The sequence below is a fragment of the Streptomyces zaehneri genome, from assembly GCF_032248645.1.
Lineage (GTDB): Bacteria > Actinomycetota > Actinomycetes > Streptomycetales > Streptomycetaceae > Streptomyces > Streptomyces coriariae.
The window spans coordinates 92,990-109,928 of record NZ_JASTTJ010000021.1 but is presented as its reverse complement, the minus strand read 5'-3'; the positions used below and the strand labels follow the sequence as shown (position 1 = coordinate 109,928).

Sequence of the window (16,939 nt, the reverse complement as noted above, 5' to 3'; positions counted from 1 at the left end):
CTCAACCGGCTTTCGGCGGGGACGAGCGCGGGCACGGGCTTCCGGGGGACCGGTGACGCGGCACCAGGGCGGGAAGCCGGTCCAGGCCCGTGTCGAGCAGGATGCGGTCGACGGTCTGCGGGAGCGTGCTGTCGGCGCCGATGACCGTCTCGACGTCCCCCGGCAGCAGATCGAGCTCCCGGTACCAGGAGCGCAGGTCCGCCTCGCCGACCTCGTGGGCGATCGGCTTGGTGGCGTGACGCACCAGGGTTTCGGCGAGCGGCACATGGAGGTAGTAGCCGTGGGTCGGGCCGCGATGCTCCCCGCGCAGTCGTTCGAGCATGGGCCCGTACCGATCGGCGTAGAGGATGCCTTCGAGGACGACGTGGTAGCCGGCGTCCAGGGCATAGCGGGCGACGGCCTCGATCAGTCCGATGTTCGCCGCGCCGGGGCGGTCGTGCTCGCGCAGCACGACCCGGCGGAGGTTGTCCTGCCCGACCAGGGCCAGGCCCCGGCCGAACCTCTCGCGCAGACCTGCCGCCACCGCCGACTTGCCCGAGGCGCTGTTGCCGCGCAGGACGACCAACCGGGTTTCTGGGGTGCCCACCATCACGGCACTCACGCTACCGGCCCGGGCGACACCGACGCGCGCAGCGTCGCAACCGGATCCGTGCGGTGGCGGGGGCCGGCCCAGGGATTCGGCGTTTCAATGTACCTACACGCAGGGCGAGTCGAGGGCCCCTGGCAAGGTGCCGGCGGCGGGCCCGACGGTGCGGCCGGACCGGCCGGCACCCGGACGTGGACCCCGTTGTCTCCGCGAGAGCACTGTTCGAACCGACCGAAAATATGAACGGGTGTACGTACCAGGGTCGTTGGGACGTAGGTTGTGCCTCGAACTGCCCACGCCTCGGCCGAAAGACGGACGCCCCTCATGACCGACCATGTGACCACGCCCGGTGCAGCGGCACCTCAGAAGATCGACACCTCGGTGCCGCACTCGGCCCGCATCTGGAACTACTGGCTGGGCGGGAAGGACCACTACCCCGTCGACGAGCAGGCCGGTGACGCCTACACCGCCGTGTTCCCCGGCATCGTCACCATCGCGCGCAGCAGCCGCGCGTTCCTGCGCCGCAACATCACGTACCTGGTCTCCGAGGCGGGCGTACGGCAGTTCCTGGACGTCGGAACCGGTCTGCCGACCGCCGACAACACCCACGAGGTCGCCCAGCGCCTCGCCCCCGAGACCCGGATCGTCTACGTCGACAACGACCCGCTGGTCCTGGCCCACGCCCGCGCCCTGCTCTACTCCACCGCGGAGGGCGCGACCTCCTATGTCGACGCCAACGTGCTGGATCCGGAGCGCATCCTGGCGCGCGCCGCGGAAACGCTGGACTTCAGCCGCCCCACCGCGCTCATCCTCAGCAACATCCTGGGTCACGTCGCCGACCACGCCCAGGCCCGCTCCATCGTCACCACCCTGATGGCGGCACTGCCGTCCGGCAGCTACCTCTCCGTCAACGACGGTTCGCGGGGCATCGACCCGGTCTTCGAAGAGGCCCAGGACGCCTACAACGAAAGCGGCGCCGTCCCGTACAACCTGCGCTCCGTCGACGAGATCACGGCGTACTTCGACGGCCTGGAACTCCTGGAACCCGGAGTCGTCCCGGTCCCCCTGTGGCGCCCGGAGGCCACCTCCCCGGCCCCCGCCGTCATCGCGGAACACGGCGGCCTCGCCCGCAAGCCGTAGCATCCACGCCGCCGCCCTCCGCACCGCAGGGGCGGCCGGCGCGCGCCGACGCCACTCCGCCGCACCCGCCGTCAGGGCCGGTGCGGCGGAGCTGTTCAACTCTCCTACCGATATTGACGGATAATGTCAGTGCTCCGTAAGATCGGCCCCGGCATTGAGTGTCAGCATCAAGCCCTGGCTAGCTGACCGGCAACCCTCCTGCGCGGTGGGGTGCTCCAGGTGAAAGCCCGGCAGGGTCACCGACCCCGCAAGCGCGTGGCCCCGGTCCAGGGGCCTGAGATGTGGAGGACCAGAGTGCGGCACAGCGGCAACCTGAGTGCCTCGATCGCGACCGCGGAACTGTTCTCCGGATTCTCGCGCAGGCGCCACATCGACCTCCAGCGCTCCGCCAGCTGTCTGTGTCAGGGCTGATCACGCCCCACCCCGCAGGCTGACCCTCGCCCACGGCACGGTCACGCCGCCGTCGACCCGGTCGTCGACGTCCCCTCCCCCTGAACAGTTCTGAGCAGCGCCGGCCCGTGCGTGGCCGGCACCCTCCGCGCATCGTCATGGCCGCGTTCGGCACCGGCATGCGCGCGGTGACCCTGGAGTAGGAGAACCATCCCGTGACAGCGCATCCGGATTCCCGTACCCCCCGGTGGGCGGCGCTCGCCGCACTCGTGACCGGCAGCCTTCTGCTCAGCGCCTGCTCGTCCAGCGGCAGCGGCAGCTCGGGCGGCGAGGGCGGCAGCCCGAAGTCGGGTGGCACCCTGACCTTCGCGGTGGGCTCCGACGCCGGCTGCGTGGATCCCCAGCAGGTGGGCAGCAACGACACCATCTACTCACTGCGTCAGGTCGTGGACTCCCTGACCGACCAGGACCCCAAGACCGGCAAGATCGTGCCATGGCTCGCGAAGAGCTGGGACATCAGCTCGGACACCACGACGTTCACGTTCCACCTGAGATCCGGGGTGACCTTCAGCGACGGGACACCGCTCACCGCGCAGGTGGTCAAGGACAACTTCGACGCGGTACCGAAGCTCGGCGCCCTCGGCACACTCGCCCAGGGGTACCTGAGCGGCGTGCAGAGCACCACCGCCGTGGACCCCCTCACGGTGCGGGTGAGGTTCAAGCAGCCCAACGCGCAGTTCCTCCAGGCCACGGCCACGCACTCGCTGGGGATCGAGTCGTCGGCGAGCGTGCTCAGGAGCCCGCAGGAGAAGTGCAGCAAGGGCGTGGTCGGCTCCGGGCCGTTCGTGCTGAACGGCTATGTGCAGAACCAGTCGATCACCCTGGCCAAGCGCGCCGAGTACGCCTGGGGTTCCTCGCTGTGGACCAAGCAGGGCGAGGCGTACCTGGACAAGCTGGTGTTCAAGGTGGTGCCCGAGGCGGGCGTGCGCACCGGCAGCCTGCAGTCCGGCCAGGTGGACGCGATCGGCAGCGTCGGCAGGGCCAACGAGGCGGCGCTCGAGGGCGGTGCGGTGAACCTCCAGGCACGGGCCAACCCGGGCGTGGTGTTCAACCTGGGGCTCAACAACTCCCGGCCGCTCTTCAAGGACGCGAAGATACGCCAGGCGATCCTGTTCGCCATCGACCGGCAGCAGATCGTCGACGCCGTGTTCCCGACCGGCACCGTGCCGGCGACCAGCATCCTGGCGCACACCACACCGGACTACACCGACCTCGGCTCCGACCTGACCTTCGACGCCGCCAAGGCGAAGTCCCTGCTGGGATCGGCCGGTTGGAAGGCGGGCAGCGACGGCGTCCGGGTCAGGGACGGCAAGAAGCTGAGCCTGACCGTCAAGTGGTTCGCCAACGCGGCCACCAACCAGCCCGCGCTGGAACTGATCCAGCAACAGCTCAAGGCCGTCGGTGTCGAGGTGGTGCTCAAGCAGCTGCAGATCGCCCAGTTCTCCCCGACCCTTCAGTCCGGTGACTTCGACGCGGTGTGGGGCAACGTGACCCGCGCCGACCCGGACATCCTGCGCAGCTCTTACTCCACCCTGCTGGCCAACTTCTACCACCTGCCGGCCGGCCCGCTGGACACCGCGCTGACCCGGCAGGCCGCGACGACCGACGCGGCGAAGCGCAAGCAACTCGTCACCCAGGCACAGCAGTTGATCGTGCAGAACGCCTACGTCGTCCCCGTGGTGGAGCTTCAGACCCAGCTGGGAGTGGCGAAGAAGGTGCACAACCTCGGCTTCGAGGCCTCCAGCCGGATCCAGCTGCACGACACCTGGATCGGATAGCGGCCGGCATGCGTCCCTATGTGGTCAAGCGACTCGCGCAGGCCCTCGGAGTGCTCTGGGCGGCCTACACGGTGTCCTTCCTCGTGCTGGACTACCTGCCCGGTGATCCCGTCTCGGCGATGGCCGGCGCGGGAGCGGACACGGGCCAGGTCGATCCGGCCCAACTCGCCGCGCTGCGGCACGAGTACGGCTTCGACAAGCCGATTCTCGCGCAGTACGCCGACTATCTGGGCAGGGCGGTGCGCGGCGACTTCGGCGACTCGGTGTCCACCGGGCGGCCGGTGACCTCGACGCTGGCGGACGCGCTGCCGCAGACCCTCCAGCTGACCGGGGCGGCACTGCTCCTCGCGGTGTTCCTCGGCGGCGGGCTCGCGGTGCTGGCGACCTGCACCACCCGGCGCTGGCTGCGCCAGCTGCTGCTGTCGCTGCCGCCGCTGGGGGTGTCGGTGCCCACGTTCTGGGTCGGGCTGGTCCTCGTCGAGCTGTTCTCCTTCCGGACGCGGCTGTTCCCGGCGTTCGGCAACGACGGGCTGCGGGGCCTGGTACTGCCCGCGGTCACGCTGGCGGTCCCGACCGGCGCCCTGGTGGCGCAGGTACTGGCCAAGAGCCTGCTCACGGCGCTGGACCAGGCCTATGTGGAGACCGCCCGGGCCAAGGGCGCCGGCCGGCTGCGCATTCATCTGCGGCACGCGCTGCGCAACGCCTCGCTGCCGGCGCTGACGGTCGTCGGACTGCTGGCCGGCCAGCTGATCGCCGGTTCGGTCGTCGTCGAGACGGTGTTCTCCCGCGACGGTCTGGGCCGGGTGACCGCCGCCGCGGTCACGGTCCAGGACATCCCGCTGGTCCAGGGGGTCGTGGTGTTCGGGGCGCTGATCTTCGTGGCGGCCAATCTGATCGTCGATCTCGTCTACCCGCTGCTCGACCCGCGGATCGTGGTGGCGGCGAGCAGGAAGGTGCGTCCCGCATGAGCCGGACACTTGCCGACGGCGTCACCGCTGGAACGGCAGGAACCGCTGGAACGGCAGAAACCGCCGGGGCGGTCGGAGCGGTCGAAGCCGCGGCCGGCCTGGCCCGGCCGGTGGATCCCGGGGCCCATCCGGGCCCCGCGAGTACCGGCCGCGGTGTCGGACCGCGACGGTTCCCGCTGTTCCTGCTGCGCCGGCCCGGGCTGCTGGCCTCGGTGCTGGTGCTGGTGCTGGTCGTGCTGGCCGCGTTCTGGCCGGGGCTGTTCACCTCACAGGACCCGCTGCACGGGGTGCCGGCGGAGAACTTCCGGAGCCCCGGCGGCGGGCACTGGTTCGGCACCGACGAGCTGGGACGTGACGTGTTCTCGCGGGTGGTGCACGGTGCCCAGCTGTCGCTGAAGGCGACCCTGATCGCGGTGGGGTTCGCGTTCGTGGTCGGCGGCCTCATCGGCCTCGTCGCCGGGTTCGTCGGCCGCTGGGTCGAGGACGTGCTGATGCGCTTCGTCGACGTACTGCTGTCGATTCCGTCGCTGTTCCTGTCCCTGGCGCTGGTCACCGCGCTGGGCTACGGAACGGTGAAGGTGGCCGTCGCGGTCGGCATCGCCAGCGTGGCCGGCTTCGCCCGGGTGACCCGCGCGGAGGTGCTGCGGGTACGGCAGGCGGTCTTCGTCGAGGCGTCGCGCTCCTGCGGGGCCCGCTGGTACTCGGTGCTGGGCCGGCACGTCCTGCCCAACGCGGCGGGCCCGGTGATCGTGCTCGCCACCCTCGAGTTCGGCGCCGCCGTCCTCGCCGTGTCGTCACTGAGCTTCCTCGGCTACGGGGCGCCCCCACCGGCGCCGGAATGGGGCACCTTGATCTCCGACGGGCGCAACTACCTGGCCAACGCCTGGTGGCTCACGGCGCTGCCCGGACTGGCGATCGCGGCGACGGGCCTGGCCACCAACCGCATCGCGCGGGCGCTGGACGGCGAATGGTCCCGACAGCGATGACCGGCCCCACGACGAACGAACCCGAGACGGACGTACCCGTGACGGAAGAAGCCGGGACGGAAGAAACCGCGACCCACGAGTCCGCGACCCACGAGTCCGTGACCCACGAGTCCGTGACCGGCCAGGGCGTGTCCGGCCACAGCGCGACCGGGCGCCCCACGACCGGCACGGCCGCGACGAACGGGGCCGCGACAGCCGAGACCGCAACCGACAGAACCGCGACGGACAAGGCTGCCAACGAGAAGGCCGCGACGGACAGGACGGCAACCGACAAGGCGACGACGGCCGAGGCTGCGAGCGGCAGGGCCACGACGGCCGAGGCGGCACCCGGCGAGGTCACTGTCGACAAGGCGGCGCCAGCCGAGGCCGCAACCGGCGAGGTCGTCGCCGACAAGGCCACGACGGGCAAGTCCGCCACCGCCGCGGCCGCCACCGACAGGACCGCCGCACCCGAGGCCGCGACCGACGCGGCTTCCGTGGACGCGGCGTCAGCGGACGAGCCCGCGCTGCTGGAAGTGCGGGGCCTGTCCGTGTCGTATCGCACGCGTGGCGGGACCGTGCGCGCGGTGCGGGGCGTGGACCTCGACGTATGGCCGGGGCAGGTCACCGCGGTGGTCGGCGAGTCGGGTTCCGGGAAGAGCACGACCGCGCACGCGATCACCCGGCTGCTGGCGGCCAACGGCGGCATCGACGCCGGTACCGTCCGCTTCGGCCGGCACGACCTCACCGCACTGTCGGAGCGGGAGCTGCGTACCGTACGCGGCGCACGGATCGGTCTGGTGCCGCAGGACCCGACGGTGTCGCTCAACCCCGTCAAACGCATCGGTGAGCAGGTAGCCGAGGTACTGCGCATCCACGGCCTGGCGACCCGCCGCTCCGCTCCGTCGGCCGCCATCGCGATCCTCGACGAGGCGGGGCTGCCCGACGCGGCCACCCGCGCCCGGCAGTACCCGCACGAACTGTCCGGCGGGATGCGCCAACGGGCCCTGATCGCGGTCGCCATCGCCGCGAAACCGCAGCTGATCATCGCCGACGAGCCGACCAGCGCCCTCGACGTCACCGTGCAGCGCGTCATTCTCGACCACCTCCAGCACCTCACCGAGGAGTCCGGCACCGCCGTGCTGCTGGTGACGCACGATCTCGGTGTGGCCGCCGACCGCGCGCAGCGGCTCGTGGTCATGTCCGAGGGCCGGGTCGTCGAGGCCGGGCCCACCCGCGACGTCCTGGAGAACCCGCAACACGCTTACACCCGGCGGTTGCTGGCCAGCGCGCCCGGTCTCACCACCGCCCGGCCGCGCGTGACGGCCGCGGTCGCCGCACCGGCTCCCGACGGGGCACCACTGGTCGAGGCCCGCAACCTGGTCAAGGAGTTCCGGCTGCCCGCGGCCGCGGGCGCGGTCCGCACCCTGCGCGCGGTCGACGACGTCAGTCTCACCCTGCACCGCGGCCGGACACTGGCCCTGGTCGGCGAATCCGGCTCGGGAAAGTCCACCACCGCCCGTCTGGTGCTGCGGCTGGTCGATCCGACCTCCGGGAGCGTCCTGTTCGACGGCGCCGATGTCACGACCGCCCGCGGCGCGGGGGCCCGGCAACTGCGCCGACGGGCCCAGCTCGTCTACCAGAACCCGTACGCCTCGCTGGATCCCCGGTTCTCGATCGGCGAGGTGATCACCGAGCCGCTGCGCGCGTTCCGGGTCGGTGACCGTGCCTCCCGGCTCGCCCGGGCCCGGGAGCTGCTCGACCGGGTGGCGCTTCCCGGTTCCGTGCTGGACCGTCGCCCGGCGGAACTCTCCGGCGGGCAGCGGCAGCGCGTCGCGATCGCCCGCGCCCTCGCCCTCTCGCCCGATCTGGTGGTGTGCGACGAACCGGTGTCCGCGCTCGACGTGTCGGTCCAGGCGCAGGTGCTCGACCTGCTCGCCGAACTCCAGGCCGACACGGGCGTGGCGTACCTGTTCATCTCGCACGACCTGGCCGTCGTACGCCAGATCGCGCACCGGGTGGCCGTCATGCGGTCCGGCCGCGTCGTCGAGACGGGCGCCGTCGAGGACCTGTTCACGCACCCCCGCCACGACTACACCCGCGAACTGCTCGCGGCGATCCCCGGCGGCCGCCACGCGTCGGCCGGGGACCTGCCGCACCAACCGAAGGAGCACCTGTGACCGTTCAGGACACGTCGGCGGAACTCGAAGCCTTCGTCCACGACTGGCAGGAGTGGCACCACCGGCAGGAGGCACGGCTCGCCGACCCGCACGGGTTTCTGGCGATCACCGGCCTGCACTGGCTGAGTGACCGGCCGGAACGCTTCCCGGACGCGCCGGGGGCGTGGTCCACCGGCGCCGACGGGATCGTCGTGGTCCTCGACGAGGGCGAGGAACTGGTCGTCGAGGGAACCGCCGTCCGGGGCGAGCACCGTTTCGGAGTGATCCCGGAGCGCGGCGGCGTCGACGCCGTGTGGGGCGACGCCGTCATCGAGGTGGCCAAGCGCGGCGGGCAGGACATCATCCGCCCCCGGCATCCGGACACACCGCTGCGCACCGGCTTCACCGGCACGCCGGCCTACGCCCCGCACCCCCGCTGGGTGGTGACCGGCCGTTACACGGCGTTCGACGAGCCCAGGCCGACGACCGTGGGCGCGGCGGTCGAGGGGCTGGAGCATGTGTACGACGCGCCGGGGCGGGTCGAGTTCGAGCTGGACGGGCGTCCGCTGGCGCTGACCGCGTTCCCCGGGCACGGCCCGGGAAGTCTGCTCGTGCTGTTCACCGACGCGACCTCCGGGGTCACCACCTACGCGGCCAACCGGGCGCTCGCGCTGGACGCGCCCGCCGCCGACGGCACGGTCGTTCTGGACTTCAACCGGGCGGCGAACCTGCCGTGCGCCTACACCGATCTGGCCACCTGCCCACTGCCGCCCGCGGAGAACCGGCTGCCCGTGCCGGTCGAGGCCGGCGAGAAGATCCCCCGCGAGCGGGGCGGGTCCTGACCACCGAGCGCAGAACACCGGTTCAGCACGGGCATGCCGCACGCCGAACTGCTCGGCGACCTGGTGTACGACGGGGACTGGCGCGCGCCGGAGCTGGGCTGGCGGCCCGCCGACGCGGCCACTCCGGCCGCGCCGCCGGTCGCCGCCCGGGGCGGCACCGGCCGATGAGCGGGCCCGGACAGGAACGGCACGGTCAGAGCAGCCGCCGGATGTCACCGCGGACCCGGTAGAAGCCGCCGGCCGCCGTGTGCAGGGCGTCCACCACGTACCGTGCCCCGGGCTCGCGTATCTCGCGCGGGAACTGGACGTTCCAGGACGTGTCGTAGCCTTCGGACACCACGTGCACCCGGACCCGGCCCGATTCCCTGACGCACTCGACGACGATCGACCCGGAGGGCGCCTGGGCCACGGTGGCCACCGTCGCCGCGGCCGTGGCGGGGACGTACGTCGGCAGGGCCGCGGCGAGCTTGACGTCCCGCGCCACCGGCACGGTGCCCTGCTCGGCCGCGGTGATGGCCGCCTCGCTCGCGTCCACGCACACCAGCGAGCCGTCCGTGGTCACCAGGTAAAGCCGTTCGTCGCGGTACTGCATCGACAGCGCCGAGCCGCCGCCCGTGCCGAGCTTCCACAGGCGCGTGCCGTCCCGGTCGAAGCAGTAGACGGACGACGACGCGTCACCGGCGAACACGAAGCGCCCGTTGGGCGAGGTGGCGCAGGAGTACACCGCGCTGTCACAGCCGTACGTGGCCTCGACGGCGCCGGTGGCCTTCGACAGCCGCTGCACCACCTTGTGCGCGGTCCCCGCGAACACGGCGTGCTCCTCCTGCCAGCCGAACAGCACACCGCCGCGGGTGGGCGTGTGCCAGAGTTCGCCGCCGCCGTCGGGCGCGTAGGCGGTGACGCCCCGGTGGTGACCGTGGTAGACGGCCCGGTCGTCCGCGCGGACCATCCAGGCATGCTCGCCCTGGCTGCGGCGGGCCCACTGGTGTTCGTCCTCGTGGTCGATGACGGTGAGCCGGCCGTCGCGGTCCGAGACGTTCAGCAGGCCCTCGTGGATGTCCAGCCAGAAGATGTCGACGTCCGCCGCGATGTCGTACGCCGCGAACGGCAGCTTCGAGGACAGGTCGTAGACCTTGCCGTCGTCGCAGCCCGCGTAGATCCAGAAGTCGTCGGCGACCAGGCACTTCACGCCGTCCGGCAGGCTGAAGCGGGCCAGGACAGCGCCCTCGTGGTCCAGGGTGTAGACATCACCGGACTGGTTGCCGACCCAGCAGCGGTCGTCGTCCACGTGGATGCCGAACGCCGAGGAGCCGGTGCGGAACCGCCACAGCACCGGGGCCACGGCGCGCGCGGTGGACGGCGCCGAGGTCACCTGACGGCGGGTCACCGAACGTGGGGGACGCTGGCCCGCGACGGCCGGGGCGTACCCCTTGCGGACCTTCTCCCCCACCTTGCGCGCGGCGGCGGCCCGGGCCTTCTCGGCGGTGGGGAACGTCGTCGTCTGCAGCTGCCCGGTGGCGCCGATCCGCCCGTACCGGACCGTCACCACCACGCCGTCGACGGCCACTTCGTAGAACTTGTGCGCGCCGCCGCCGTCCTGCGACAGCTCCAGATACGTCGTCGACACGGTGCTGGACCCGGTAGCCATGACAAAACCCTCCCCAGAGTGGGCCCGCGGCCGTTCCGGCGAGTCCCACTCCCCGAAATGTAGGCGCAGGCACTGACAATCGCGTCGGGGACCGGGCACCGGAGGCGGCGCGGGCCCGCCGGCGCCGCCTTCAGCCGTTCGTGTTCTTCATGTTCTCCGAGCCGTTCGGATTCTCCGAGCCGTTCGGATTCTCCGAGCCGTTCGGATTCTCCGAGCCGTTCGTGCCCTTCGGTCCGTTGCCGCCCTTCGTGTCCCTGGTGTCCTTCGCCGGTCGGCCCGGTGGGGCCTCGCCCGCGGTGAGGTGTTCCAGGACCTCGACCAGTTCCTGGCAGGCGCGTTCCACGGAGCGTCTGGTGTGGTGCTGTTCGGTGATCACCGCGGAGAGCAGCAGGGCGGTCAGGGCCATCGTGCCGTTGAAGGCCTGGAGCTTGATCATCACCTCGACGCGGCTCAGCCGTTCGAAGGGCCCCACGTTGTCCGTCGCGGCGATGGTGGCCATGACCGAGGTGAAGAGGGCGCACAGCATGCTGCCGGCGAGCTGGAAGCGCAGGGCCGCCCAGATCAGCATGGGGTAGACGAGGAAGAGCAGGCTCACGCGGCTGTGGGTGGCCAGTGGGACGAGGGCGCAGGCGATGAGCGCGAGTCCTACGGCCTCCTTCCAGCGGGACAGCCGCAGGGGCCGGGTGATCGTGTACAGCACGAGCAGGACCGGCGTGACGAGCAGAACGCCCATCGCGTCGCCGACCCACCAGGCCAGCCAGACCGGCCAGAAGCTGTGCGCGGCGAGCTTGTCGGTGAGGACGAGGAGCCCGACGCCGATGGTCGAGCTCAGCAGCGTCGCGGTGAGGGCGCCGAGGAAGACCAGCGCGAGGCCGTCGCGCAGCCGGATGAGGTCGTTGCGGAAGCCGACCTTGCGGAGCATGAGGTACGCGCAGACGGGGGCGGCGGTGTTGCCGATCAGGTTGCCGATCACCACGGGCCGTAACGAGGTCAGGGACATGATGACGAGGAGGGCGCCCAGGGCGATGCCCGGCCAGGCGCGGATCCCGAGGAGCAGCAGACAGGCGACCGCCACACCCGTGGGCGGCCAGATGGGGGTGAAGACCGCGCCCTCCACGACGAGCTGCCGCATGAGCCCCAGCCGCCCGGCCGCGTAGTAGCCCAGGGCTACGGCCAGTGTCTGCACGGCGAAGACGGCTGCTCGACGCAGATCCGGGGTACCCACCACAGCAGCCATCAGACACCTGCGCGACGCTGTCGGCGAGGCGAGAGGCGCGGTGTCCGGCCCTATGGCTGAACCAGCGGGACGTCCGGCGCCGTCAGCCCGTCGTGTCCGACCACGAGCACGGCCGCGTCGTCCTCGTGTCCCACGCGCTCGGCGCCCTTGATCACCGCGGCGGCGAGGGAGTCCGCCGCCATGCCCGCGACGGCGGCGATGCCGGCGAGCCGTACGACCTGGTCGAGGCCCTCGTCGACGCTCAGGGCCGGCCCCTCCACCACGCCGTCCGTGAGCAGGACGAACACTCCGCCCTTGGTGAGGCGGTAACGGGTGACCGGGTAGTCCATGCCCTCCTGGACCCCCAGGGGCGGGCCGCACTCGTCCTCGGCGACGCCGGACTTGCCGTCCGCCGTCGCCCACACACAGGGGATGTGCCCGGCCCTGGCGCTCTCCAGGACCCCGGTGGCGGGGTCGAGCCGCATGAAGGTGCAGGTGGCGAACAGGTCGCTGCCGAGGGAGAGGAGCAGGTCGTTGGTCCGGGCGAGAAGCTCGCCGGGCTCGCCGGTCACGGAGGCGAGGGCACGCAGACCGACCCGCACCTGACCCATGAACGCGGTCGCCTCTATGTTGTGGCCCTGGACGTCGCCGATGGACAGGCCGATGCGCCCGTCCGGCATGGCGAAGGCGTCGTACCAGTCGCCGCCCACGTTGAGGCCGTAGCAGGCGGGCGCGTACTGCACGGCCAACCGGAAGCCGGGCGCCACGGGCAGGTCCCTGGGCAGCATGCCGCGCTGGAGGGCGAGGGCCAGCTCGACGCGGGAGCGTTGCAGCTCCGCGCGCTCGCGCGCCTGGGCGGTCAGCGAACCGAGTCTGGCCAGCAGCTCGTCGCCGTCGTCCGTGAGGCGCTTGCGGGACATTGATCACTCCGGCGGGACGCCAGCTCGTCGGGAGGGCAGCCTTATCGGGCAAAACTCAGATTTTACCTTTAGAGGATGATACCGGCATCGAGGCGCGGCCCGACAGGATCGGCGTCGCACACCCCTTCGACGACCGCCACGAAACCCCCGTGCCGGGTGAGATCCTCCCGCGCGGACAGAGCATCCCGTACTCGTCCCGCCCCCTCCCCTTCCCCGACCCGGCCAGGGCGACGCGAGGGGCCCGGCGGGGCCGACCGGGTTTCGGAGCACGAGGGTGGCGCGCGTCACATGGACGGCCGTCCGTCCCGGGCGGCTCAGCCGGCCAGCGCGGCGTCGACCACGTCCTTGGCCTCCTCCTGGACCCGGCGGAGGTGGTCGGGGCCGAGGAAGGACTCGGCATAGATCTTGTAGACGTCCTCGGTTCCCGAGGGACGGGCCGCGAACCAGGCGTTGGCCGTGGTCACCTTGATGCCCCCGATGGACGCGCCGTTGCCCGGGGCCTCGGTGAGCACGCCGGTGACCGGCTCCCCGGCCAGGGTGTCGGCGGTGACCTGCGCGGGCGAGAGCTTGCCGAGCAGCGCCTTCTCCTCCCGGGTGGCCGGGGCGTCGATGCGCGCGTAGGCGGGTGAGCCGAAACGGTCCGTCAGGCCGGTGTAGTGCTCGGACGGGGTCTTCCCGGTGACCGCCGTGATCTCGGAGGCCAGCAGCGCCAGGATGACGCCGTCCTTGTCCGTGGTCCAGACGGAGCCGTCGCGGCGCAGGAAGGAGGCGCCTGCCGACTCCTCCCCGCCGAAGCCGAGCGAGCCGTCGACCAGCCCGTCCACGAACCACTTGAAGCCGACGGGCACCTCGACGAGGCGGCGCCCGAGGTCGGCGGCGACCCGGTCGATCATCGAGGACGACACGAGTGTCTTGCCGATCCCCGCGTCGGCCGGCCACCGCTCACGGTGCGCGTAGAGGTAGGCGATGGCCGCGGCCAGGTAGTGGTTGGGGTTCATCAGGCCGGCGTCCGGCGTGACGATGCCGTGCCGGTCGGCGTCGGCGTCGTTGCCGGTCGCGATCTGGAAGCGGTCGCGCTGCTCGATCAGCGAGGCCATCGCGTAGGGCGACGAGCAGTCCATGCGGATCTTGCCGTCCCAGTCCAGCGTCATGAAACGCCAGGTCGGGTCGGTGAGCGGGTTGACGACGGTCAGGTCGAGCCGGTGCTGTTCGGCGATCCGGCCCCAGTACGCGACGGACGCCCCGCCCAGTGGATCGGCGCCGATGCGGACACCGGCGGCGCGGATCGCGTCCAGGTCGAGGACGCTCGGGAGGTCGGCGACATAGGTGCCGAGGAAGTCGTAGCGGCCGGTCGTGGACGCGGCGAGGGCCCGGGCGTAGGGGACGCGCCGAACGTCCTTCAGGCCTGACGTGATGATCTCGTTGGCCCGGTCCTGGATCCAGGAGGTGGCCTCGGAGCCGGCGGGGCCACCGCTCGGCGGGTTGTACTTGAAGCCGCCGTCGGCGGGCGGGTTGTGCGACGGGGTGACGACCACTCCGTCGGCGAGGGCGGTGGTGCGGCCGCGGTTGTGGGTGAGGATCGCGTGGGAGACGGCGGGCGTCGGCGTGTAGCCGTCGGCGCTGTCGACGAGCACCGTCACTCCGTTGGCCGCGAACACCTCCAGGGCGGTGACCCGGGCGGGCTCGGACAGGGCGTGGCTGTCGGCGCCGAGGAACAGGGGGCCGTCGGTGCCCTGGGCGGTCCGGTACTCGCAGATGGCCTGGCTGGTCGCGGCGATGTGATCCTCGTTGAACGCCGTGTTCAGCGACGATCCCCGGTGCCCCGAGGTACCGAACGCCACGCGCTGCCCCGGATCGGCCGGGTCGGGGTGCAGCGCGTAGTACGCCGTGACCAGCCGGGCGACGTCGACGAGATCCTCGGGGCCGGCCTTCGTGCCCGCTCGCTCGTGCTGCATGTGCCCGCTCCTCCACATCGGTCGATCAAGGCTTACGCCTTCCATCTTCCCTTGTGGGGGCGGCTGTCCGCGAGTACGGGTCGGTTTGCGCCCGGAGCGCTCAGCGCCGGCGGCCCCGCACCGACCAGCCGCTGCCTATGCCCGCGACGTGCAGGGCGAGCACGGTCAGGCCCAGGAGCATGAGGTTGGTCGAGGTGAAGGTGTCGTTGGTGGAGATCTCCGCCGCGTTGATCAGAAAGGCGATGAAGAACAGCACTGCCGAGATGATGGCGAGCAAGGGGTCGGTCCCTTCGGGGTGTCTGCCGGACCGGTGGTTTCGGCCGGATCGGTGGTTTCGCTGGTGCGGTGTCGTTGCTCTTTCCAGGTCGTTGCTCAGCGGATGCCCCCGACCGGGCCGTGAACACCACGCATTCGGCCCTGGGGGGACGTAGTGCCGGGACGGACGGAGTTCAGGGCCTTCGCCCTTCGGACGGTTAGCGGCTCGGGACGCGGCGCCACGCGCCGGTCAGCTCAGGCGGGCCGGCGCCCTTCGGGCAGCTCGAGTCCCAGGTTCTCCCGCAGTGTCGTACCGGCGTAGTCGTCGGCGACGACCTTCCGCTTGCGCAGTTCGTGCAGCAGGCCGTTGACGACGAAGTCGTGCTGCCGTGGGTCGGCGAGGCCGCTCAGGGAGATCACGTCCAGCACTCCCGCCCGGAAGCGTTCCTCCACCGCGTCGGCGAGTTGTCCGGGAGTTCCGGCGGCGGCCCAGTGTCCCGTGTCCTGCGCCGCGACGATGAGCTCGCGCAGCGTGTAGCCCTGTCGGACGTACCCGGCGAAGATGTCGACCCGGCCGCGGCGCCGGTTCACCGAGGCGAGCTCCGGCAGCACGCGCTGCGGCAGCGGTGCGTCGAGGGGCAGGTCGGACAGATCGACGCCGCCGCCGAGCATGTCGGCGACCTGGGCGCGGCCGCGCTCGAAGTCGATCGCCTCGCGCCGCTCGCGGACGAGTCGCCGCGCCTCTTCCTCGGTCGCGCCGAGCGTGGCGTGGAACGAACTGAAGATCAGTGGCAGCCCGTCGGCGCGGCCGAACTGCTCGGCCTGGCCCCGGATCTTCCGCGTGAAGTCCAGCGCGTGGTCGAGGGTCGGCAGCGAGGTGAAGACGATCTCGGCGAAACGAGCGCCCAGTGTCGTGCCCGCCGCGGACTGGCCGGCCTGGATCTGCACCGGCCTGCGCTGCGGCAGCGGCGGGATGTTGAGCGGGCCGGCCACGTCGAAGAACCGGCCGCAGTGGTGGATCGGGTGCACCCGGTCGCGATGCAGCACCGCCTTCCCCTCCGCGCCGACGGTGAGGGCGTCGGGCTGCCAGCTGTCCCACAGCGCGTTGACCACCTCCAGCGTCTCCGCGGCGCGTGCGTAGCGCTCCTCGGGGCTGGGGAGTTCACCGGCCCGAAGTTCTCCTCACCGACCGAGGAGGTCACCAGGTTCCAGGCCGCCCTCCCCTTGCTCACATGGTCGAGCGTTCCGAACAACCGGGCCAGGTTGAAAGGATGGTTGAACGTCGTCGAGACCGTCGCGATCAGGCCGATGCGCGACGTCACCTGGCTCAGCGCCGAGACGAAGACCAGGGGCTCCTGCGATCCGATCGGTCCCTGAGCGTCGAAGCGCAGCAGGTCTGCGGTGAACAGCGCGTCGATCCGCGCCGCCTCGGCGAGCTTCGCCACCCGCACGGCCGTGTCCAGCGTGGACCGGGCCGGATCGACCGCCAGGTCGTACGTCTCCGACGTACCGCCGGCTCCGGTCACGGTTTTCAGCGTCCTGGGCTGCTGCACGCTCACGACTCGTCCATTTCTCACCGACGTCAGTGTCATCTCGGGGGGACGGAGGTCCACGGGTACGGGCTCGCGCCCAGGCATGGCTCTGCGGGAAGGGCGGACACCGGCTGTGAGTGTGGGGGGTGTGGCCCTGACATGCTGTTCCGGCCGGCGGGTGAGGACCCGCGCCCGCGCGACCGCTGGTGGCCGGGCAGGGCGGACAGGCGCAGGCCCGCCAGGAGAAAGGGCCGGAAGGTCCGGTCAGCGACAGAGCGCGGTGTGGGTACGGCACAGGTCGACGTGCCGACGCTTCGTCCAGGCGGGAGCCAGGGCCGGGGTGCGGACCGGCCGCAGGAACGCTGTCCCCACCGTGACTCCCTCGGTTCCGACGTCTGCGTACCGGACGGTGCCCTGATACGCGGTGCGTGCGCGCGTTGCGCGGGGCACGCCCATGATCTCCCGTGGTCGTACGCCGCTGCAAGGCCGCCCGCTCGCCGGCCCTCGTCGAGCGCCACCCGGAAC

16 protein-coding genes, 1 pseudogene and 1 riboswitch are annotated in these 16,939 nt (G+C 71.6%); of the genes and pseudogenes, 8 read left to right on the top strand and 9 right to left on the bottom strand.

Annotated elements, in window-relative coordinates; genetic code table 11:
- Position 1: 1 nt before the first annotated feature.
- Positions 2-589 carry a kinase gene (locus tag QQM72_RS29810; protein ID WP_314224003.1) on the bottom strand — a complete coding sequence of 196 codons (588 nt, stop codon included), beginning with the start codon at positions 587-589 and terminating at the stop codon, positions 2-4.
- 321 nt (positions 590-910) lie between these two features.
- Here QQM72_RS29810 and QQM72_RS29805 point away from each other — a divergent pair, with 321 nt between their 5' ends.
- From QQM72_RS29805 to QQM72_RS29770, 8 genes are all read left to right on the top strand, one after another.
- Positions 911-1,726 (top strand): SAM-dependent methyltransferase, encoded by an 816-nt coding sequence (locus tag QQM72_RS29805; protein ID WP_314223932.1) that lies wholly within the window; start codon positions 911-913, stop codon positions 1,724-1,726.
- 150 nt (positions 1,727-1,876) lie between these two features.
- Positions 1,877-1,986, top strand: a riboswitch (SAM riboswitch).
- Between the two features lie 19 nt (positions 1,987-2,005).
- Complete coding sequence (locus tag QQM72_RS29800; protein WP_314223931.1) at positions 2,006-2,137, top strand: putative leader peptide; 132 nt, start codon at positions 2,006-2,008, stop codon at positions 2,135-2,137.
- A 194-nt stretch (positions 2,138-2,331) separates the two neighbouring features.
- Complete coding sequence (locus QQM72_RS29795) at positions 2,332-3,954, top strand: ABC transporter substrate-binding protein (protein WP_314223930.1); 1,623 nt, start codon at positions 2,332-2,334, stop codon at positions 3,952-3,954.
- An 8-nt stretch (positions 3,955-3,962) separates the two neighbouring features.
- A complete protein-coding gene (locus QQM72_RS29790) occupies positions 3,963-4,922 on the top strand; it encodes an ABC transporter permease (protein WP_314223929.1) in 960 nt (319 codons plus the stop codon).
- Entirely contained in the window at positions 4,919-5,908 is a 990-nt protein-coding gene (locus QQM72_RS29785) for an ABC transporter permease (RefSeq protein WP_314223928.1), read from the top strand. Before QQM72_RS29790 ends, QQM72_RS29785 begins: the two co-directional genes overlap by 4 nt.
- Before the next feature lie 476 nt (positions 5,909-6,384).
- The gene (locus tag QQM72_RS29780) at positions 6,385-8,067 is read left to right on the top strand and encodes an ABC transporter ATP-binding protein (protein WP_314224002.1); all 1,683 of its coding nucleotides are present in this window, start codon (positions 6,385-6,387) and stop codon (positions 8,065-8,067) included.
- Positions 8,064-8,888, top strand: a complete 825-nt coding sequence (locus QQM72_RS29775; RefSeq protein WP_314223927.1) for a DUF1684 domain-containing protein — start codon at positions 8,064-8,066, stop codon at positions 8,886-8,888. Before QQM72_RS29780 ends, QQM72_RS29775 begins: the two co-directional genes overlap by 4 nt.
- A gap of 33 nt (positions 8,889-8,921) precedes the next feature.
- On the top strand, positions 8,922-9,056 hold the full coding sequence (locus QQM72_RS29770; RefSeq protein WP_314223926.1) for a hypothetical protein: 135 nt from the start codon (positions 8,922-8,924) through the stop codon (positions 9,054-9,056).
- Between the two features lie 25 nt (positions 9,057-9,081).
- On the opposite strand, the gene QQM72_RS29765 is transcribed toward QQM72_RS29770, so the two are convergent.
- The 8 genes and pseudogenes from QQM72_RS29765 to QQM72_RS29730 form a co-directional block, all read right to left on the bottom strand.
- Positions 9,082-10,536 (bottom strand): WGR domain-containing protein, encoded by a 1,455-nt coding sequence (locus tag QQM72_RS29765; protein WP_314223925.1) that lies wholly within the window; start codon positions 10,534-10,536, stop codon positions 9,082-9,084.
- Positions 10,537-10,666: 130 nt separating this feature from the next.
- A complete protein-coding gene (locus tag QQM72_RS29760; protein ID WP_399079170.1) occupies positions 10,667-11,764 on the bottom strand; it encodes an MASE1 domain-containing protein in 1,098 nt (365 codons plus the stop codon).
- Between the two features lie 59 nt (positions 11,765-11,823).
- On the bottom strand, positions 11,824-12,672 hold the full coding sequence (locus QQM72_RS29755; RefSeq protein WP_314223923.1) for a PP2C family protein-serine/threonine phosphatase: 849 nt from the start codon (positions 12,670-12,672) through the stop codon (positions 11,824-11,826).
- Between the two features lie 314 nt (positions 12,673-12,986).
- A complete protein-coding gene (gene pgm, locus QQM72_RS29750; RefSeq protein ID WP_314223922.1) occupies positions 12,987-14,627 on the bottom strand; it encodes a phosphoglucomutase (alpha-D-glucose-1,6-bisphosphate-dependent) in 1,641 nt (546 codons plus the stop codon).
- A gap of 100 nt (positions 14,628-14,727) precedes the next feature.
- Positions 14,728-14,904, bottom strand: a complete 177-nt coding sequence (locus tag QQM72_RS29745) for a hypothetical protein (RefSeq protein ID WP_020126694.1) — start codon at positions 14,902-14,904, stop codon at positions 14,728-14,730.
- A 233-nt stretch (positions 14,905-15,137) separates the two neighbouring features.
- Positions 15,138-15,995 carry an LLM class flavin-dependent oxidoreductase gene (locus QQM72_RS29740; RefSeq protein ID WP_314223921.1) on the bottom strand — a complete coding sequence of 286 codons (858 nt, stop codon included), beginning with the start codon at positions 15,993-15,995 and terminating at the stop codon, positions 15,138-15,140.
- Positions 15,996-16,120: 125 nt separating this feature from the next.
- A pseudogene (locus QQM72_RS29735) lies at positions 16,121-16,474 on the bottom strand (LLM class flavin-dependent oxidoreductase); the annotation flags it as partial.
- Positions 16,475-16,678: 204 nt separating this feature from the next.
- Entirely contained in the window at positions 16,679-16,786 is a 108-nt protein-coding gene (locus tag QQM72_RS29730) for a putative leader peptide (RefSeq protein ID WP_314223920.1), read from the bottom strand.
- Positions 16,787-16,939: the final 153 nt, after the last annotated feature.

Excerpts from the sequence above, each read along its gene's own strand:
- pgm (WP_314223922.1), bottom strand. The coding sequence starts at position 14,627 with ATGCAGCACGAGCGAGCGGGCACGAAGGCCGGCCCCGAGGATCTCGTC.
- QQM72_RS29790 (WP_314223929.1), top strand. The coding sequence starts at position 3,963 with ATGCGTCCCTATGTGGTCAAGCGACTCGCGCAGGCCCTCGGAGTGCTC.
- QQM72_RS29755 (WP_314223923.1), bottom strand. The coding sequence starts at position 12,672 with ATGTCCCGCAAGCGCCTCACGGACGACGGCGACGAGCTGCTGGCCAGA.
- QQM72_RS29800 (WP_314223931.1), top strand. The coding sequence starts at position 2,006 with ATGTGGAGGACCAGAGTGCGGCACAGCGGCAACCTGAGTGCCTCGATC.
- QQM72_RS29805 (WP_314223932.1), top strand. The coding sequence starts at position 911 with ATGACCGACCATGTGACCACGCCCGGTGCAGCGGCACCTCAGAAGATC.
- QQM72_RS29770 (WP_314223926.1), top strand. The coding sequence starts at position 8,922 with ATGCCGCACGCCGAACTGCTCGGCGACCTGGTGTACGACGGGGACTGG.
- QQM72_RS29765 (WP_314223925.1), bottom strand. The coding sequence starts at position 10,536 with ATGGCTACCGGGTCCAGCACCGTGTCGACGACGTATCTGGAGCTGTCG.
- QQM72_RS29810 (WP_314224003.1), bottom strand. The coding sequence starts at position 589 with ATGGTGGGCACCCCAGAAACCCGGTTGGTCGTCCTGCGCGGCAACAGC.
- QQM72_RS29785 (WP_314223928.1), top strand. The coding sequence starts at position 4,919 with ATGAGCCGGACACTTGCCGACGGCGTCACCGCTGGAACGGCAGGAACC.